The organism is Paenibacillus sp. FSL M7-0134, from assembly GCF_038007865.1.
Classification (GTDB): domain Bacteria; phylum Bacillota; class Bacilli; order Paenibacillales; family Paenibacillaceae; genus Paenibacillus; species Paenibacillus polymyxa_B.
Genome location: NZ_JBBOXV010000001.1, coordinates 1,840,356 through 1,858,587 on the forward strand (window position 1 = coordinate 1,840,356; position 18,232 = coordinate 1,858,587).

Consider the following 18,232-nt stretch of genomic DNA (forward strand, 5'->3'; position numbering starts at 1 on the left):
ACGTGAACAACCGATTGCGATCGTTGATGTTCCCTCTCTTTAATGTGCTGCTTAACGGATTTAATTTTTTCTTCCACATTGCAGCGAGCTGGTATCTTACCGGACAAGCTTATGGCCAGGCGAATGCGCTGCTGGCACTTTTTGCACTTTTATCCGTTTTGGGTTTATCCATCCAGCTATTAACCGCCAAACTGGTCTCTAAGGGAGACCAAAAGCTTGCGCTACGAAGCTTACCGCTCGGTTCTTTATTACTCAAAGCACCTCTGGTGCTAACCGTGCTTGCCATGATCATTTTACTCATCTTTCATCCGTTACTGCGTTCGCTATTAGGCGTCGAATCCGGCCCGCTGTTCATGCTGTATGGCTTGATCGGACTGCATATTCTTGTAAGTTCGTGCCGCGGAGATTTACAGGGCAGGGAACGCATGTTGGCGCTCAATGTGAACTATTACATTGAGGTATTAGGGAAGCTGAGCCTGTTTTTTGTTCTGGCTGCACTGGGGTTAAAGCTGGAAGCCCTACTGTTAGCAAGCTGTGGAGGAATGTTGCTGTCGCTGCTCCACGGCTGGATCGTTTCGGCTCGTGGCTTGTCCTTATTCACATACAGTGGAGAACATATCCCTTCTGGGCTATGGAAATCATTGGGTCAGGATTTCACCGATAGCCTTATGACGAATTTATTCATTTTGTTTTGTATCTCCATCGACATGTTGTATGTACAGCATTACTTTCCTGAGCAGGCCAGCAGCTATGCCATTGCGCTGAAGTACAGCCAGTTGGTCTATTACGTTTCGTATAGTCTAATTGCTGCCTTTATTCCAAAGATCGGTGCGCAGGGGCATGACCGCCAAGCTTTGGGCAAGTTGATTGCCGTCTATGCCGGTTTAATGGCTATAGCTGCAATCTGTGTATATGTGGGCACGACCTTTGTGTTCCCTTCCTCTATTCCCATATTATTCGGAGCCTCTTACCAATCGGCCGAGGCCTATATTCCATGGGGAGGATGGGTGTACTGGCTATTTTCCATCGTGCTGTTTTTTGTGCATGTGCACGTATTGGTGGGCAGACGCAAATTTATGTTCAGTCTGATGGCAGGAGCCGCGGCTTTATTAGTAGCCTTTCATATTGCCCACACAGATCCGGTAGATTTTTTGCTATCTGAGTTCATAGTTTACGGGGCTATGGCTCTCTACTTTGTGATAGACGCCTATGTGCATTTGTTCAAAATAAAGATAAAGGGGGATTTACCCCATGAATACCATACATGAACAGGACGGTAAAACCGTAGTTCTATTGCTTTCCTGGCGTGACATTCGTTCACCTAAAAGCGGGGGAGCAGAAATTTTTACCCATGAAATGCTTAAACGCTCACAGCAAGGACGTTTCCAGTTCATTCATTTTTCACCCCAATTTGAGGGGATGCCTGAGCATGAAATTATTGACGGTATTACGTATATTCGAAAAGGGAACATATACAGTGTTATTTATTATGCGATGCGCTATTACCGTCGTCATCGAGGGAAGATCGATTATGTGATTAACCAGGCGAATACGCATCAATTCTTTACCCGATTTTGGGTGGAGGCATCCAAGCGGATCTTTTTCATACATCAGCTAACAAGGGAAATATGGTTTGAGAACGCCAAATTCCCGCTAAATGTTATTGGGTTTCATATGGAGCCCTTGATGCTTAAGCTGGCTCGTAAGGATCGGACGCTTACGGTATCTCCGTCTACCCGATATGATCTGCTTAAGCTGGGCTTTCACCCGGATCGTGTTCATCTTTTACCGGAAGGCATTGAGTTTGATCATTGGCCGCGTGAACAATTTTTAACGAAGGAGCCTAATCCGACCTTCATGTATGCTGGGCGCTTCGTCAAATATAAAGGCATTGATCTGGTTGTTGAAGCCTTTGGGCAGCTCAAGGAAAAGTTCCCTCAGGCTATGTTATGGATTGCCGGAAAAACCGATAAAACCTATGTGGCAGAACAATTAGTGCCGATTATGAAACAGTATGGTTTGACATACGGAGAACCGGATGAACAGGGGCAATCGCAAGCCGATATTACCTTTTACGGATTTGTTTCAGCAGAGCATAAGCTGGAGCTGATGAGTCGTGCCCACGCGCTCGTATTTCCTTCCTTACGTGAAGGCTGGGGTTTGACGATTACCGAAGCTGCAGCCGTTGGAACCCCTAGCATTGTCAGCAATTCACCGGGTCTGGTGGATGCAACGGATTTCGGAAAAAGCGGGTATCTATGCTTTCACGGAGACATCCGAGGATTATCTGAACAAATGGAAAGAGCAGCAAAGGGCGGCGAAGATTACATGGCCATCCGTGAGCGGGCGTATCAATATGCGTTAAGATTCCATTTTGATCATACGGCTGCTGCGTTTGAGCAGTTGATGGAAGATTGGGTAGAGGAGGCGGAACAGAGTGGACAAAGTGGTCATTCTCTTCTCCACGTACAACAATGAACGGACGATAGAGCCTTGTTTGCGAAGCTGTATGGGGCAAAATTACAGGGATCTGCATATTGTAATTGCTGATGATGGCTCCAATGACCGGACCGTTGAGACGATTCGTATGCTGTCGGTAGGGAGTTCAGTACCCGTAACGGTATTGGAGCTTCCCCATGGGGAGCGGGGAGTCGCTAGGGTCAGGGCGGTTGAGGAAGCGAAACGCTTGGGTGCCGAATACATATTTGTATTGGATTCCGATATGATTTTAGCCGAACATCTGATTCAGCAGAGCATTGACTTTTTTGACGATCATCAGGATATTGGCGCCTTGGTCGTTCCGGAGGAGGCGTATTCGGAAGCAAACAATTTTTTTTCCAAAGTAAAGGTTTTTGAGCGAAATGTGATTAACAATGCGGGTGAAACCTTGGGAAAACGCTCCATTGAAGCCGCACGTTTCTGGCGAATGAGCGCTTACGAATCGACGGGTGGGTTTAATGCGGAGCAGATTGCTTTTGAAGAAATACAGCCAACCTTGCGTTATATAGAGTCTGGTGGAGTCATTCGCCGGGCGGTATTTACACGGGTATACCATGATGAAAAACAGGTGTATCTGCACGATGTATTACGTAAAAAAGCCTACTACTTTTCGGTGATGGATCGTACGATGTCATCTGAAGAGGGCGGATTGCGAAAAGCGCTGGAACGTTGGTACTTCTTCCGTCCGGTGCTGTATACATGGGGGAATTTGAAAAACTATATCCGTCACCCCTTGCTGACGATGGGGATGTTGTGGATGTATGTATGCCTGACTGTGATTGGGGTAGCCGCCGTGTTAAAGGGCGGCACCCGTCACTCAGGCGATCTCGCTAAGGCGGATAAGGCGTAACGATGAATGGCCGAGGGTCAGTGTATCCAGCGTGTATAAGTCGGGATCGGAAGATTCCGACTCCTCATACGGTATATATAATGAATGCGTGGTTAACTGAATACCTTCCCCGTCAGGATGACGTAGTGAGCAGCCGACAGGATACAGCTCAGCGAGTGCAATGTGTACAGCGGTTACGATATCTTGTTCATTCAGCAGCACATAGGGTCGGTACGGTGCATTCAAAATGCTGTCTATAAAAACTGACAGGTTGGAAGCTACGTTCTGGTCTGCATGTAGGCTGTTTCGGTTGAGTTTGGCCTGATCAAGCGCCTCATACAGTATTTTTTTTAGCGTATCATCATCCAGCTCCAGCGGTTTCGTCAAAAAACGGAACACACCGACTTGGTTAATCGCCGATAAAATGGACTGCGTATGCAGGTGACCAGACAAAATAATTCGTACGATATGTGGATAATCCTTCTTAATCATGCGAAGGAAGGTAATCCCATCCAGACCAGGCATGAGCAGATCGGAAACTACCACATCAATCGGGTGCTGTTCCAGCACTTGTAAGGCTTCTTTGGGCGTGTGAGCGGTATGTAAGGTGAATGCTTCTTGCGTCAAGGTCCGTTCAAGCAGGGACAGAACCATAGGGCTGTCGTCAACAAATAGAATGTTTTGGGGTGTCATAAGAACTGCGCAACTCCAATCAGGAAGTAAGAAATGAGGAACTACATGTATAATATCAGCGTTTTGGCATTTTTGAAAGATGTCAATACAGAACGGGCGTTGCGTCTTTTTTGTGAACGATTTGATTCGGCTGAACATGCCCTCTGGGAAAAAGGTATGCGTCTCCTTCATCAGTATCATGCTGCACGGCATACAGGAGTGACCCTGGCTGTCTCCAGCGCACTTCAGCATATGGACGATCGTCATGATATTTACGTTGTTGATCTGCGAGAATACGGCGAGGAAGAGCTGGATCGCTTATATATCGCAAAAACATGCGAGTTGATCCTACTGACGGACGGGGCAACGGAAACCGCTGCGAGGTTTGCTGCACTCCAGCGCCGTACTCCCCGGTTGCTGTGCGCACGGCTACCGCTGGTCAGCTACGAGCTGGAATGCCTGATGCAGGCTATTTTGAGCCGTCTTGAACAGAATGGAGGGGACAGGGAAGCATGAAGCAATGGGCTTTGTTGAAACCAGGTTGGCAAAAGCTGATCCTGTACCTGATCGTTCTGGGTGTGACATTGTTCTTGGCCGCTGTGCTTCAATGGTTTGTTGTGCGGCAATTCAGTGGTCACTTGGCGGAGATTCAGAACGAGCAGCTCCAGTATGAGGTACAGGAACTTTCCAGCAGCATAACCGAGCGTTATGCCGCATGGCAGACTGAACTGAAGGAGCTGTCGTCCAGTCTGGGCAGAGATATGCTGAATCAGGGAACACGCCAGTATCCTGAGGGGTTTAAGCGTGAAAGCGGCGGGGCCTTTTATGTGCTGGATGAGCAGTATCATGTGATGGTCGGGCGAGACAATCGTGAGATGAAAAGTGCGGTCCAGCAGATTAAATGGCTGCAAAATGGTTGTGCAGTAAGCTCTTTTGTGACAGAGGATCATCAGCCTGCCCAGTATATAGCATGCAGGATTCAAGGAGCGCAGATGGGCGGTTTTATGGTGCGCACGGTTGACGCTGATATGCTCAGCGGGATTATTAAAAGTAAACCAGTTAACCAGCATGAGACTTTATTTTATAACGGTCAATTTAAGGTCGTAGCTTCCCGAAGTACTCCGGATATTAACCGAACGGACATCACGGGCGTAACCCGTAGGCTGCTGGAGGGCAATACAGGTGTCATTGAAGATGACGGTGAGAAACACGGAATAGGATTCAGCCGGATTGGTGAAGAGGCCCTTTACATATCGGTTAAGGATGTCAGCGAGGATACAGCACAGCGAATCAGCTCCTTTCGCAAACAATTGTGGATGGTCATGGTTCTGATATTGTTCATTCTGTGGGCCATGCTCGTACAGTTCCGCAAAAGGATTGTAAAGGATGCCATCGTGAACAATCAGGTGCGTGACCAACGGCGCGATGAAGATATGCGACAGCAGCAGGACACATATTATTTGCCGTTAATGCAGACGATTGAGCAGCAGCTACAAGAGCTGCAAGAGCAGACTAGCCGTCTCACAGGCGGTGATGATTTGAAGCTGCTGGGATTTTATCATGATCTAGCAAACCGTTTTGAAGCGGCTTCCAGTCAGGGAAAAGGAGCCTCTCATGAGGAACTGGAGTATTTTCGCGAGTTGAATGAAAATTTCATCCAGGGTCGTCTCAGACAGGAATCCTCACTGGGAGAGTTACTGACGGGAGTCCGTAGCTTGCGCGATGAGCTGGAAGAGAAGATGCATGATAATAGTGGAATTAGCTTTACAGATATGAATGAAGTATTGTCTGAGTCGCTGAAATGGGCGAACCGTTCATTGAACATGAAGAACATTCAAGTGATCTTGCGGCAAGAGCCTGTTCCATCGATTGCAGCACAAGCACCCATGCTGTACAAAACGATTCAGGGGCTGCTGGAAAATGCAGTTCAGGCCATGGGCCAAGGTGAAGAGCAGCCTGAGAATCAGGAAAAGGGCCGAACAGGTCTGCGGTCCAAGCGGCAATCTCAAGTGCTTAAGGTTAGTTCACGGCTGGAAGAAGGAGAAATTATTATTAACATTGAAGACACGGGCGGCGGGATTGATGATAAAATGCGTTGGAGCTATTTCCAGCCAGACTATTCCCAAAACTCCCAGGAGCATGCGTTCAGCCTGTATCATATGGATGCATACCTGAAGACCATAGGCGGTCGTTTAAAGCTGCGTAATACCGATCAGGGCTTGCAGGCAATCGTTCGTTTGAGGAGATAGGCCCAAGATAACCGACAGATATACGAGAAGTTCAAGAGAGGGGGACAAGCATGAAAAAATGGATATTTCGCTACCGCTACGATATGGCGGCAATGATGTTGATGCTGATTGCGATTGTTGCATATCTTGCACCCATCTATGGACCAGGGCAAATTGTGTTTAGCGACATTGCTTTTGGAGCCACCTCTCATCGGTATCTGGAGGAAATAACCGGAGTATGGAACGAGCGATGGTCTACCTCGACCTTGTTCAATGCTCCACGTATCCTGTACATCTTGCCCTTCTATGGACTGTCACTCTTATTTGACGAAAGCGGCCCGGTCTTGCTCAAGTCGTTTATTACAGGCTTATTATTTGTTTCGGCATTTTCGATGTATGCCTTTGCCAAGCGACTGGTCAGCGTGTATTATTCACCAAGCTTTACGAAGACCCGTATTTTTGCCATCATGGTCGGCTCGTTGTTTTATGCGCTGAATCCGTGGGTTATTTTCCGCATTCAGCATATTTATTTGCTCTGTGGATATAGCTTGTTTCCGTTAATGCTGCGATTCTTTTTCAGTGCGGTGGACCCCAAGTTTCAAATTCAACAAATTAAAAACTATCATCCCCACAAGTTGTATCAGCGAAACTGGATCGACCTGTTCCTGTTGGCTGCGGTATTCACCGTTAGTGCTGCGGCAATTCATTATTTTTTCTTCGGTATGATTTATTTGGGATTGTTCACCATGTTGCTATTGATCAAGTTGACCTGGACCCATCGTAAGGCCGGTCGCACCTATTTGCAGCCGTTATACGGCAATTTTTTGCGTAAAGGGATCATTTTTGGCGTGTTTTTCGGTCTGCTCAGTTTTTATTGGTTGTCTCTATATGTCGGTAGCATGTTGATGGACGCTCAAGCGTCTCAGCATAATATTAACGTCGTGGATACGTTGTCTCTGTTCAGCCGCAACAGCAGTTTATATAATGTGGGTTATTTACTGAGCTATTGGTGGCCCATGTTTTCCTTGTCCTCACTGCCTGTCATGTTTTATGTAGGAGGGGGGTTTTTGTTGCTATTGATCGGGTATGCGATGGTGACACGTTCACATAAAAATCCGATCATTCTGATCTTCTCGCTACTTACGTTGCTGTTTCTGGTTGCAGCTACTGGGACGACGTTTCCATCCATTGCCAAGTGGTTTGTCATTTTGGTTACGAAAACCCCTGTGATTGGTTCGGTTTTCCGTGATCCTAACAAATTTATTGGACTGATTGCCCTTAATTTCGGGGTGTTGCTGACCTTCGGTGTTATTCAATTTATGGAATGGTTCGGATCATCCCCGTTGCAGCGGGTATATAAAAAGCTGGCGGTAGTTATTGTCGTTTTGTGCCTGGGGATATATTTTGCTCCCTTGCGTACTCAGTTCATTGAGGGGTACTACAAGCCGGTACAAGTGCCGGAGGCTTATGGTCAAATGGCTGAAAAGCTGACTGACCCGGATCGTTTCGATAGCAAGGCATTATACTTTCCGATTGCTGACAATATGATTCAGAGCTATAACGGAGTAGCCACGCCCAAATGGAATAAAGGGAAGACCGCAAACGAAAAGGCAACCGGAGATTTTCAGGTATACTCTTCTCCTAAAAATACGATCTTTCATCATGAGGGGAATGATCCCGGCATTACATACTATATGAATTTTCTGCAGTATGTCATGGACAACGGATTAAGCTCCCGATTAGGCTGGCTGTTCTCTACCTTTGGGGTCAATCAGTTGGTCTACCATGATGAATATGTGGGGCAGGAGAAGCGGCAGGATTTCCACCTGTCTCAGCTGGAAGGTCAGACCGGGCTGAAACGTACGTACCAGAACGGGCTATTTTCCATATTCAATCTCGATCAGACACCGCCCTATATGAACATCCTTGCGAGTAAAATTGTAACACCTTACGGTTTTAGCCGACTGGAGAGCTACAGTCATCTGCCTGGTTTTGATTTTAGCCGCTTTGGGGTGCTGTTCAGTGCGTTAAAGCCTGAGCTAAAAACCATCCAGATGATTAACAAAGGGGATTATGTGGAAGCGGCGTCCTTTAATGACTTGTTGTTGTCACAGCTTCCAGCCGAGGATTACTTACGCCCTTTTGATGCCATTGAGGATGGTAATGCCTTTTTAAAATGGTCCAAAACCTTTGCCTCGACTAACGATTGGTTATGGTATTTATCCTCCCAAAATATACGGAACTTTCCGTTCGATATGGAAATGGATGCAGGGATTGCGGTCACCTTTGCCAGTAAGAAGCTGGATGTGGCCCCGTATCAGATGAGCAGTATCGAAGGGAAGACGGTCGTGGACTTTGATTCCATGTTGCGGACCGAAACCTTCTTCAAGCCGGATAATCCGCAGTTGTTCAGTGTGCAGGCTAATCCCCGTGAGGAATTGAATGATGTGCCAACTCTGCACGGCGAAATTATGAAGGGAGACCCGAGTAATATATGGCAGGTCGCTAGATCGGGTTTGCTGGAAGCCAAGGAAAATAATCCGTATCAGTTCCAAATTACTGTTTCCGGTCGCGGAGCGAACAAAATGCATGTGAAAATGAGATTTTATGATAAGCAAATGCGTGAACTGGGGGTTAGCTATGTCGTGGCGCCTTCGGAGGGATATAATTTTGACAGTGTGAAATTTTACGGGGAATACGTGTCGCCGCCCGGTAGCTATTGGATGCGAATGGATTTGTTAACCCTACAGCGTCCACAGCAAAAAAATTACTGGTGGATTCATGATATCCAGCTGCGTGATTTGGGGCAATATAGCAAGCCTAATACGTTTACGATGCACAAAAAACTGGATCAACCTCAAACCTCGCATGTATATGCTAGAGTGTTTATGAATAAGGCAGGCGGAAAATTACAAGTCACACTGCCGGACAAAGTGGTTAGTATCAAGACTCAGGATGATGGTTTAAACCAATTTCAATGGGTGGATCTGGGAGAACATGTTTTTCCAAAAGGAGATACTCCAGTCACGGTTAATAACCTGCAAGGCTTTAATGCGATCAATCAATTTGCGATTGTCCCTGTGGATCAGCTAGATCAGCTATCTTTTCCAGTGGAGCAGGCATTGAAGCGGGGCAAGCTTTTTTTCACCTTGGAGGCAGAGAGCGATTTTAACGCACAAGGGAATGTACAGACGGAACGTGCTTTACCAAGACTTAGTATGGGGCGGGGGATCAGCTATCAGAAGGGGACGTTAAGCAGGGATGTGGAAGTCGCCAAAACGGGAACCTATGCCACAGCTATTTTGGCTAATCTCCCCGCTGGGTACCAGGGGTCATTAACGATGAAGTGGACGAATGAAGAGACGGGAAAGGTGCTGACCAGAACGATTCGTACGAAGGAGTCGTATAAGCGGCTACCCGCGACCTCTTTATCCGAAAAGCAGGTTATTGAAACGGTGCCCGATCAGGATGGTTTTGCCAAGAAAATCATACAAATTCCCGGTCTGCTGAATGACTACGGCCGAGTCGAATTTAAAAATCTGTTCCTAACCAAGGGGAAGTATCGCTTAACCCTTGTGCTGGATAGTCAGGTGCCGTCATTGAGCCGTTTTGGAGATATTCATCGAATGGCTGCGCAGGAAGTGACGGTGATGCCGGGGGAGGATACGAAGGAATCATTGAGCACGACGGATGTCGGATGTGTGGCGGATATTCGACCTGGGCAGACGAATCTGTCAATCAAGGACGAAGGACTCTCTATCCGTTACGCACCTAGCTATTCCTGTGACTGGAATATTTATGCGTCCAAGAAAATGAAGGCAGAGCCGCTGCAAGAGTATGCCGTTCAGTTGGATGCGCGATCAGAACAAATTGGAAGTCGGCATATGAAGGTCATTTTTTTGAATAAAGCGTCCCAGGTTCTCCAAACCTCCTATATTGATGAGGTGGAGGAGAGAGATAAGGAACAATGGAATCATTATGATCAAATTGTGAAGGCTCCGGCAGGAACTGCCTTGATGCAGTTTCAGATTTTGGCGCATGCGCACAAGAAGCAGTCAGGCTTATTTCAAATGAAGCAATATTCCATCATCCCTTATCAAGCCATGATTACAGTGGATCAGTTTACGTTGTTTGAGGGATCGGATATGGATACCTTTTTTATGGCTCCACATGCATCGGAGAGCATTCAGGCAACTCGTGAAAATTCCATGGAACGCAGTTTTACGCTATATAATCCAACGCATGAACAGGTGCTGATCCGGGAGACCGAATCACCCAATCCACTGTGGGAGTTCAGGCTAGGTAGCGAAAATCAGCGAGCCCGTCTGTCCGTCAATGGAGTGACTACCGGATTCATTACCAATGGTAACGGGAACGGGAAAGTCGTCGTTATTCTGGCTTCCGCCTACCGTTTCGGCTGGGTACTGTTCCTCATAGGGATACTGGGTGGAGCAGCTTGTTTTCTTCCTTATCGGCGATGGAAGAAGCGAAATCTTCCATAAAAAGCAAGCTGCTCAGTGGGGAAATGGGTAGCCATGATACGGCTACATCTCATATTTGTAGCCTCTGCCCCAGACGGTACGGATATGCTGAGGATTTTTAGGGTCACGTTCTATTTTTTTGCGAAGGCTGGAAATATGTACGTCGATGGTACGATCCAGATAAGCGCCATCTCCGCCTTTGATCCGATCCATCAGCTCGCTGCGGGTAAAGACTTTACCTGGATTGCAGGACATCTCTTTTATAATGGAAAATTCAATTTGAGTGACTTCTATTTCTTGGTCATCGACTAACAGGCTATGACGGTAATCATTCACCCACACTCTTACCTTTTTAAGCTTTTGAGTTACCGTTTGCGATTCAATGGGCATGTTGGGGCCGCAGCGGCGCAGCAGGGCTTTGATGCGGGCATTTAACTCTATCAGGCTGAATGGTTTGCATAAGAAGTCATCTGCTCCGTCGTCCAGAGCCTTTATTCTTATATTCAGCAGGGTGTTATTAGAGATGACCAGCATAGGGACCGTAGTAAATTGACGGATTTGGCTGATCAGCGCACATTCGACTTTACCGGAAAACATTAGAGCGGTCACAATAATATCGGGCTTAAAACGCATAAGTGTAGGAATTGCAAGTTTAGAGTCATAAATAAGCTCGGTATGATAGCCTTCCTCCTGCAGATGAAGAGCAATCATATCTGCCAAACTTTTTTGATCTTCAATGATGAGTATTTTTATGGGCATGACTGACATCTCCTGTACGGATAAAGATACAATTACATTGCATAAGTATGTATTTTCCACGATAATACATACTTATGTATTCGGCAGAAATGCGAAAATCGAACAGTCCTATAATGAAAGAAAAATATTAATTTAGAGGAAGAAGGTTGCATCTTTGCGAATGATTTTATTATCTGGAGGTTCGGGTAAACGTCTATGGCCCTTATCCAATGTGAACCGCCCCAAGCAGTTTCTTTCTATTTTACGTCATGATGAACGTCCAGAAAGCATGCTGCAACGAATATGGAGGCAGTTAGATGAGGCGAATTTGGCAGATGAGGCCTATTTTTCAACGAGTGGAACTCAGGCCGAGCTGATTCGGGGGCAAATTGGCGGAGATGCTGTAGTTATTGAGGAGCCGACTCAACGGGATACCTTCCCGGCCATTTCCCTGGCTACGGCCTACTTGCATGACGTTGCAGGTGCATCACGCGATGAGATCGTAGGGGTCATGCCTGTGGACGGGTATGCGGGGGATGAATTTTTCGAGCATCTGCGTAGGCTTCCTTCGATATTAGAGCAATCAGGAAGCCATATCGCATTAATGGGGGCTGCCCCAACGGAGCCCTCAGATAAATACGGATATATTGTGCCTTCAGCCTCTCCTTCACTTGACCAGCCATATTACAGGGTTAGTTCATTTGTTGAAAAGCCGGATCTGATCCGTTCAGAAGCGTTGATCCGTGAAGGGGCCTTATGGAATTGCGGGGTGTTTGCTTTTAGACTGGGCTTTTTGTTGGATATTCTGGAGCAAATGGGTTTACCAGCCGACTATGAATCTCTTTCGACAAATTACGCAGACTTACCTAAAACTAGCTTCGATATTGCGGTAGTAGAGCATACTCATAAGCTCTCCGTGCTTCCCTATCATGGAGAGTGGAGAGACTTGGGCACATGGGATTCTTTGGTACGGGAAGTAAGTTCGAAGCTGAGTGGCCCGGGATATATTTCAGAAGCTTCACATGACTCGCATATCATCAATGAACTGGAGATTCCGGTTAGCATCTGGAATGTTCCAGACATTATTGTCGTTGCTGGTCCAGATGGCGTGCTGGTTACGGATCGACAGTCGTCAACAGGAATTAAGGATATGGTGGCAGAAATTGAAATCGGCCCGCGTTTTGAGGAGCGCTTCTGGGGAAAGCAAACCGTATTATCCCATCAACAGGCGGCAAGTGGATTGCAGACAGTGACCAAACGCGTGGTCATTTCAAATGGGAGATTTATCAGCTATCATGAGCATCAGTTTCGTAAAGAAGTTTGGACTATAGTTTCTGGAACCGGGAGTGTCTCTATCAATGGCGTGACACAGACAGTCAGCCCTGGTGAGGTCATCGTCATAGAACCCGGTACAAAGCATTTTATAGGGGCAGTAGAGGGAGATTTAGAATTCATTGAGTCACAAATCGGACATATCGTATCCGAAACGGATATTATCCGATATGAATTTCCTGATTCGATTGACGATCATACTCTATGAAGTGTCTACAATATAGGGACTGATAGATACGAACGAGGTTTATCAGAAGGCAGTGAAGAGTAGTAGGAACTATTTTTTATTAGAGCTTAGATGACCTGTACATTCCTAAAAAAGGTATTCATGCGCTACACGAATGAATACCTTTTTTTGCATAAACAGTTCTTTGTGTGCGTAATGAAATGGATAGAAAAGAGACTTATAAAATAAGTTTCTTGGAGGTCAGCCACTCTTTTACAGCGTCTGTACTGAGATCTCTTTTAGGCGTCCATTCTATTTTATCAACCAGCTTGCCGTTTCTGAATTCTGCAATGGTGGGGGTGTATTTAACGTTGTAATCCTCTTTGAATTTATTCCATTGGGGCTTGTCCTTATGGATTTTGTGAACGTTCAAAAAAGTAATTTTAGAGCCTAGATTATACTGTTCGATCATCTTGTTAAAGTTAGGCTCAAACCGATTGCAGTCGCCACAACTCGGTCTGCCGACATAGACAAATACACTTTGATCCTGTTGAATCAAACTCTTAAAACCATCAAATGTAACCGCATTCAAGTGGTCATATATTTCTGGGTAATTGCTTTTGCTCGCTTGGATTTCTTTGTCTTTTTGTAGAACAACCTGCTCTAGGTCTTGAAATTTAACTACAGCTGAAATAGCGATACCAATGATAAGCAACACAATGACACTTAACCCGGCGATATATCCTTTTTTCACAGAAATCCTCCTTTTTTTACATTCTTACACTTACAATAAATGATATTTCCATTTTTCGCTGTAACACTTGTCTCATTATGTATAAAAAAAGAAGCTTTCCATGGGGAAAGCTTCTTTAATCAGCATTTTGCATAATTCGATTCCCAACGCTTGTAAGTACAGTATATAGACGAACTAAAGCGTTTCGATCTATATACTGCTGATTTGAAAACGCTCCTGGGATTTATGCAAAATGCTCTAGTCTGAAAGTTAAACGTTAGACCACAACAGTCAACAAGTAATCCTCACGCTTCACTTCAGTTTCCATTGTGTTCAACACATCCAGGTATTGAGCGGAATTTGTTACGATAATCGGCGTAGCCGTAGTATAGCCTGCTGCCTTAATTTGCTCGATATCAAATTCAAGCAACAGTTGTCCTTGCTTAACTATATCGCCTTCCTTGACGCGCTTGTCAAAGAATTGTCCTTTCAGCTTCACTGTATTAACACCCACGTGAATCAGAATTTCTGCTCCGTCATTGGAAGTAATACCGATGGCATGTCCGGTCGGGAATACTGTCGTAATCGTTCCATTGACAGGAGATGTCAGCACACCCTCTGTAGGATCAATGAGGATTCCTTTCCCCATAGCACCTGAAGCAAAAGCAACATCAGAAGATTGTTCCAAAGGCAATACTTTACCTTGCAGTGGGCTTACGAGAATTTCTTTCTCGATTGCCACTTCTTTCTTTACGGGTGCAGCTTCTGTTTTTGCAGTTTCTTCTTTTGGATCATCAAAGCCCAAAATCATAACCAATACAACTGCAAGTACAAAGGCAACGAGCAAACCGATGACTACCCACAAGAATCCAGGTCCGAAATAAGTCGGCAACGCCAGTAGACCCGGTAATGCAAAGGATTGTGCGTGCGCTCCGCCAGAAGCGATAATCGCCCCGCCGATTGCCCCGGAAATACAAGCATAAATGAACGGTTTTTTCAATTTTAAAGTTATGCCATAAATTGTTGGTTCTGTAATCCCGAAAATAGCGGCCAGCGTAGAGGAACCTGCCAAAGCCTTCATCTGAGTGTTCCGGGATTTCAGGAATACCCCCAATGTTGCACCAGCCTGAGAAAGTACGGCTGCTGTAAGCATCGGAAGCATCGTGTCATAGCCCAATGTTGCAATATTCGACAGCATGACCGGAACGAAGCCCCAGTGTACGCCGAAAATAACAAACACTTGCCAGAATGCCCCGGCAACAGCCCCGGCAATTAGTGGGCTTAAATTGTATACCCATGTAAAACCGTTTGCCAAGCCCTGACTGATCAGGTTACCTACTGGACCAAAGGCCAGAAATGTTAACGGAATAACGACCAGGAGCGAAAGCATCGGCACGATAATGTTTTTAACCGATTGATGGATAAAGGAATTGAACCAGCGCTCCACATAGGACTGAACCCAGACCGCGAGAATAATTGGAATGACACTGGAACTGTAATTAATCAGAATGATCGGAATACCTAAAAACGCCAATCTTTCTGGGTTGCTTACCGCCGTTATAACTGCTGGATAGACCAGAGCTCCAGCGATTGCCACCGATACAAAGGTGTTTGTCTTAAATTTACGGGACGATGTAATAGCCAAAAACACAGGTAGAAAATAGAAAACACTGTCGGAAGCTGCACTTAGGATCAGGTACGTACCGCTTTTATCATTAATCCATTGAAAAGATAAAATTAACGCCAGTAGCCCTTTAAGCAAACCTGCCCCGGCAAGAGCACCGAGAATGGGAGAAAAAATGCTGGAAATGATATCGACCGCTTTGCCAAGAAAATTCGTTTTTTCAGAAGATTCTTCTTTTTTGGCATTAGGATTGTCTGCATCCTGCAAATTCGTTTCTGCCATCATATGCTCAAACACTTGACCTACATTGTTACCGATGACCACTTGAAACTGGCCGCTGCTTTCCACTACTGTAATGACACCAGGGGTTGCTTCCAGTGCGGCTTTGTCTGCTTTTGTACGATCATTTAATTTAAATCTCAAGCGTGTAGCGCAATGGAATACCGAATTGACATTCTCTTCGCCACCAACGAGGGTCACTATTTTTTTAGATAGTTCTTTATCACTCATGTTCAGAACTCCTTATGGGTTATTCTTGCTACTGATAGGATTTACTGTTTACATCTGTTGCTAAGATGCGCCGGCGTGCACCTTTTTAAACTTGTAAACAAGAAAAACCTAAACTCGTGGTGAAAACTACGCACTCTCCTATAGAGGAACGTCGATTTCACCATCAGTTTAGGTTTTGCCTGCCTTACCAGTCACAATCCATGAACGATGAGGATATGAAGTTGTTAATCTTATATGTTATTACGCTCAGTTACCCGATGAATATGGATAGTTAGATATACGTATTCATCCTTGCTTAAATATTGATCGTATGTTTTTTCCAGATACTCATTGATCTTTTGGGCACAAGCAAAAGCTTCGGTATACGTCTGCTTCACCTGGTTGTACAAAAATTCTTCACCACTGTGAATGACTTCTTTGCGAATCACTCGCATCGCAAAATATTGCAAATGTGTCAAAAATCTCGAATAGCTAAAAGAAGACTCATCCAGCACAATTCCGTAATGATACGTAATAATGTTCAATATATGTTGGACAATCTCGGTCATTTTCAGTGTAGATTTCATTTCGTTACCGTCGATCCGTGCATTCACCATATGCAATGCAATAAATCCCGCTTCATCTTCGCCCAATTTTACTCCGAGCGTATTTTCAATTTTTTGGAGAGCATCCAGTCCAACTGCAAATTCTTTTTTGTAAAAGCGTTTAATTTCATACAGCATCGCGTTTTGGAGTGCCAGTCCTTTTTCTTGCCGTTGTATGGCAAAATGAATATGGTCGGTCAATGTTAAATAAATATTATCGCTTAACTCCGTATCCAGCACTTCCGTTGCATGGGTTACGATTTCATTCACGACCTCCAGATGAGACACTGGAATATCGTTCAGCAGTTCAGTTAGTTTAGCCGTGAACTCGTTTTCATTTAACATGAAAATCTTATCTATTTTATCATCATCGACTTGATCGCCAGCCACCTTTTTGAAGGAAATACCTCTTCCCATCACGATGACCTCTTTGCCTTTATCGTTTTTAGTCAATAGGACGTTGTTATTGAGCACCTTCTCAATAATCATTGAAGTTCCCCCTCCCATCCTTTACCAATAAAAAATGCCTAAGCACAATTCAACACTATTGTTAGCAATAGCACTCAATTGAACTCAGGCATTGCCCGCATCACCGGTCACAATCCTTCGATATAGTGCTATTGTAGCACAAAAAAAAGCGATTTCAACATATTTTATTCTGATTCGACAAAAAATATTTCATATCAAGGCCCTTTTGCCTAATTTGCAAGTAAATCGTTACCTTACGTGGTCGTACGTTCAATGAGGCAGTACTCTAGCGAATGAAGCTCCATTTGGCGTCCAATCAGCTGAGGGGAAAGCATGAAAAAAGCATTTTGTGCTTGAGCCATGATGGGATTTTGAATCGTTGTAATCCCCATCGTATGCGCCAGCTCCGTGTTATCGAATCCGACAATCGCCAGATCTTCCGGTACGTTCAGCCGTTGTCTGCGTGCTTCGCAGAGAATGCCCACTGCTACATAATCGTTAGCACATAAAATAGCCTCTGGAAATTCTTCCCGACGCTGTAACAAATCCCGTACGACCTGTTCGCCATCACGGATATTATAAATAGAAGAGTGATTCCAGTGTTGCAACACTGGCAGATTGTGCTCACTCATGATCTGTTCGTAGGCTCGTTGTCTGCTATGGGTATTGATGCTGCTCGGACGACCAAAAGCATTGGCTATACGAGTATAGCCTTTTTGTATCAAATGTTTTAGCGCTAACATATATCCTTCATACTGATCCATAGCGACGGAGCGAATATCGGTATGCTCCATTCGTTGCCACGAAACGATCGGGCCATATTTGCAATAGGTACTCAAAAAATCAGTGTCATTCACGCAGGAAATGATGACCAGCGCATCGACTCTTTTTCTTTTTAAATCCTCAAAGGCTTGAAGCTCTTTCTTTTTGTCTTCTCCCGAAGTATAAATAATGGTTTGGAATTCATACTGGCCGGCTACTTCCACAAAGCTGTCCAGAAAAGCGAGAACAATTTCATTAATAGTTGAAGTAATGATACCGATCTGAAGCGTCTGACCCTTGGATAGAGAAATGGCATTCCGATTAGGAACATAATCCAATTCCTGCATGATTTTCAAAATCTTAGTTCTTGTTTCGTGACTGACATGGGGTGACTGATTTAATACTCTGGATACCGTAGCTTTGGAAAAGCCCGCCAGTTTTGCAATTTGATCAAGATTCGACATGATGCTTCTCCTCACATAAGAAAAAAATACTTGACATGAAACGCGTTACAACGATTAGGATGCTTATGAAGGCATTACGTCTATTTTAAAGCATCTGTCAATCCTTTTCAAAGGAAGAACGGTTACCGTTAGGTATTGATTC

General features: G+C 45.1%; 13 protein-coding genes. 7 read left to right on the forward strand and 6 right to left on the reverse strand.

The window, feature by feature from the left end:
* Nucleotides 1-2 precede the first annotated feature (2 nt).
* The 3 genes from NSQ58_RS08260 to NSQ58_RS08270 are packed head-to-tail and all read left to right on the forward strand — an operon-like array spanning nucleotide 3 to nucleotide 3,349.
* Nucleotides 3-1,268, forward strand: coding sequence for a transporter (locus NSQ58_RS08260; protein ID WP_068941715.1), 1,266 nt, complete (start codon nucleotides 3-5; stop codon nucleotides 1,266-1,268).
* Complete coding sequence (locus NSQ58_RS08265) at nucleotides 1,252-2,478, forward strand: glycosyltransferase family 4 protein (protein WP_023990011.1); 1,227 nt, start codon at nucleotides 1,252-1,254, stop codon at nucleotides 2,476-2,478. Before NSQ58_RS08260 ends, NSQ58_RS08265 begins: the two co-directional genes overlap by 17 nt.
* A complete protein-coding gene (locus NSQ58_RS08270) occupies nucleotides 2,438-3,349 on the forward strand; it encodes a glycosyltransferase family 2 protein (RefSeq protein ID WP_076160811.1) in 912 nt (303 codons plus the stop codon). The genes NSQ58_RS08265 and NSQ58_RS08270 overlap by 41 nt, the downstream gene beginning before the upstream one ends.
* Here the strand turns inward: NSQ58_RS08270 and NSQ58_RS08275 are convergent.
* Nucleotides 3,317-4,021, reverse strand: a complete 705-nt coding sequence (locus tag NSQ58_RS08275; protein ID WP_023990009.1) for a response regulator — start codon at nucleotides 4,019-4,021, stop codon at nucleotides 3,317-3,319. The two genes, NSQ58_RS08270 and NSQ58_RS08275, sit on opposite strands and share 33 nt — an antisense overlap.
* 45 nt (nucleotides 4,022-4,066) lie before the next feature.
* Between NSQ58_RS08275 and NSQ58_RS08280 the strand changes: the two genes are divergently transcribed.
* From NSQ58_RS08280 to NSQ58_RS08290, 3 genes are read left to right on the forward strand one after another with little or no spacing between them, the layout of a single operon-like run.
* Complete coding sequence (locus tag NSQ58_RS08280) at nucleotides 4,067-4,516, forward strand: hypothetical protein (RefSeq protein WP_023990008.1); 450 nt, start codon at nucleotides 4,067-4,069, stop codon at nucleotides 4,514-4,516.
* The gene (locus NSQ58_RS08285) at nucleotides 4,513-6,249 is read left to right on the forward strand and encodes an ATP-binding protein (RefSeq protein WP_069079899.1); all 1,737 of its coding nucleotides are present in this window, start codon (nucleotides 4,513-4,515) and stop codon (nucleotides 6,247-6,249) included. Before NSQ58_RS08280 ends, NSQ58_RS08285 begins: the two co-directional genes overlap by 4 nt.
* Before the next feature lie 50 nt (nucleotides 6,250-6,299).
* Complete coding sequence (locus NSQ58_RS08290; RefSeq protein WP_341057174.1) at nucleotides 6,300-10,730, forward strand: hypothetical protein; 4,431 nt, start codon at nucleotides 6,300-6,302, stop codon at nucleotides 10,728-10,730.
* A gap of 42 nt (nucleotides 10,731-10,772) precedes the next feature.
* Here the strand turns inward: NSQ58_RS08290 and NSQ58_RS08295 are convergent, their stop codons facing one another.
* Nucleotides 10,773-11,468 (reverse strand): response regulator transcription factor, encoded by a 696-nt coding sequence (locus tag NSQ58_RS08295; protein ID WP_023990005.1) that lies wholly within the window; start codon nucleotides 11,466-11,468, stop codon nucleotides 10,773-10,775.
* 160 nt (nucleotides 11,469-11,628) lie between these two features.
* Between NSQ58_RS08295 and NSQ58_RS08300 the strand changes: the two genes are divergently transcribed.
* A complete protein-coding gene (locus NSQ58_RS08300; RefSeq protein ID WP_049827706.1) occupies nucleotides 11,629-12,987 on the forward strand; it encodes a sugar phosphate nucleotidyltransferase in 1,359 nt (452 codons plus the stop codon).
* A 196-nt stretch (nucleotides 12,988-13,183) separates the two neighbouring features.
* On the opposite strand, the gene NSQ58_RS08305 is transcribed toward NSQ58_RS08300, so the two are convergent.
* The 4 genes from NSQ58_RS08305 to NSQ58_RS08320 all read right to left on the reverse strand — a co-directional run bounded on the left by NSQ58_RS08305 (nucleotide 13,184) and on the right by NSQ58_RS08320 (nucleotide 18,090).
* Complete coding sequence (locus NSQ58_RS08305) at nucleotides 13,184-13,699, reverse strand: thioredoxin family protein (RefSeq protein WP_023990003.1); 516 nt, start codon at nucleotides 13,697-13,699, stop codon at nucleotides 13,184-13,186.
* A 256-nt stretch (nucleotides 13,700-13,955) separates the two neighbouring features.
* Nucleotides 13,956-15,812 carry a beta-glucoside-specific PTS transporter subunit IIABC gene (locus NSQ58_RS08310; protein WP_023990002.1) on the reverse strand — a complete coding sequence of 619 codons (1,857 nt, stop codon included), beginning with the start codon at nucleotides 15,810-15,812 and terminating at the stop codon, nucleotides 13,956-13,958.
* 230 nt (nucleotides 15,813-16,042) lie between these two features.
* Nucleotides 16,043-16,885 carry a BglG family transcription antiterminator LicT gene (gene licT, locus NSQ58_RS08315; protein WP_023990001.1) on the reverse strand — a complete coding sequence of 281 codons (843 nt, stop codon included), beginning with the start codon at nucleotides 16,883-16,885 and terminating at the stop codon, nucleotides 16,043-16,045.
* 233 nt (nucleotides 16,886-17,118) lie between these two features.
* The gene (locus NSQ58_RS08320; protein WP_023990000.1) at nucleotides 17,119-18,090 is read right to left on the reverse strand and encodes a LacI family DNA-binding transcriptional regulator; all 972 of its coding nucleotides are present in this window, start codon (nucleotides 18,088-18,090) and stop codon (nucleotides 17,119-17,121) included.
* Nucleotides 18,091-18,232: the final 142 nt, after the last annotated feature.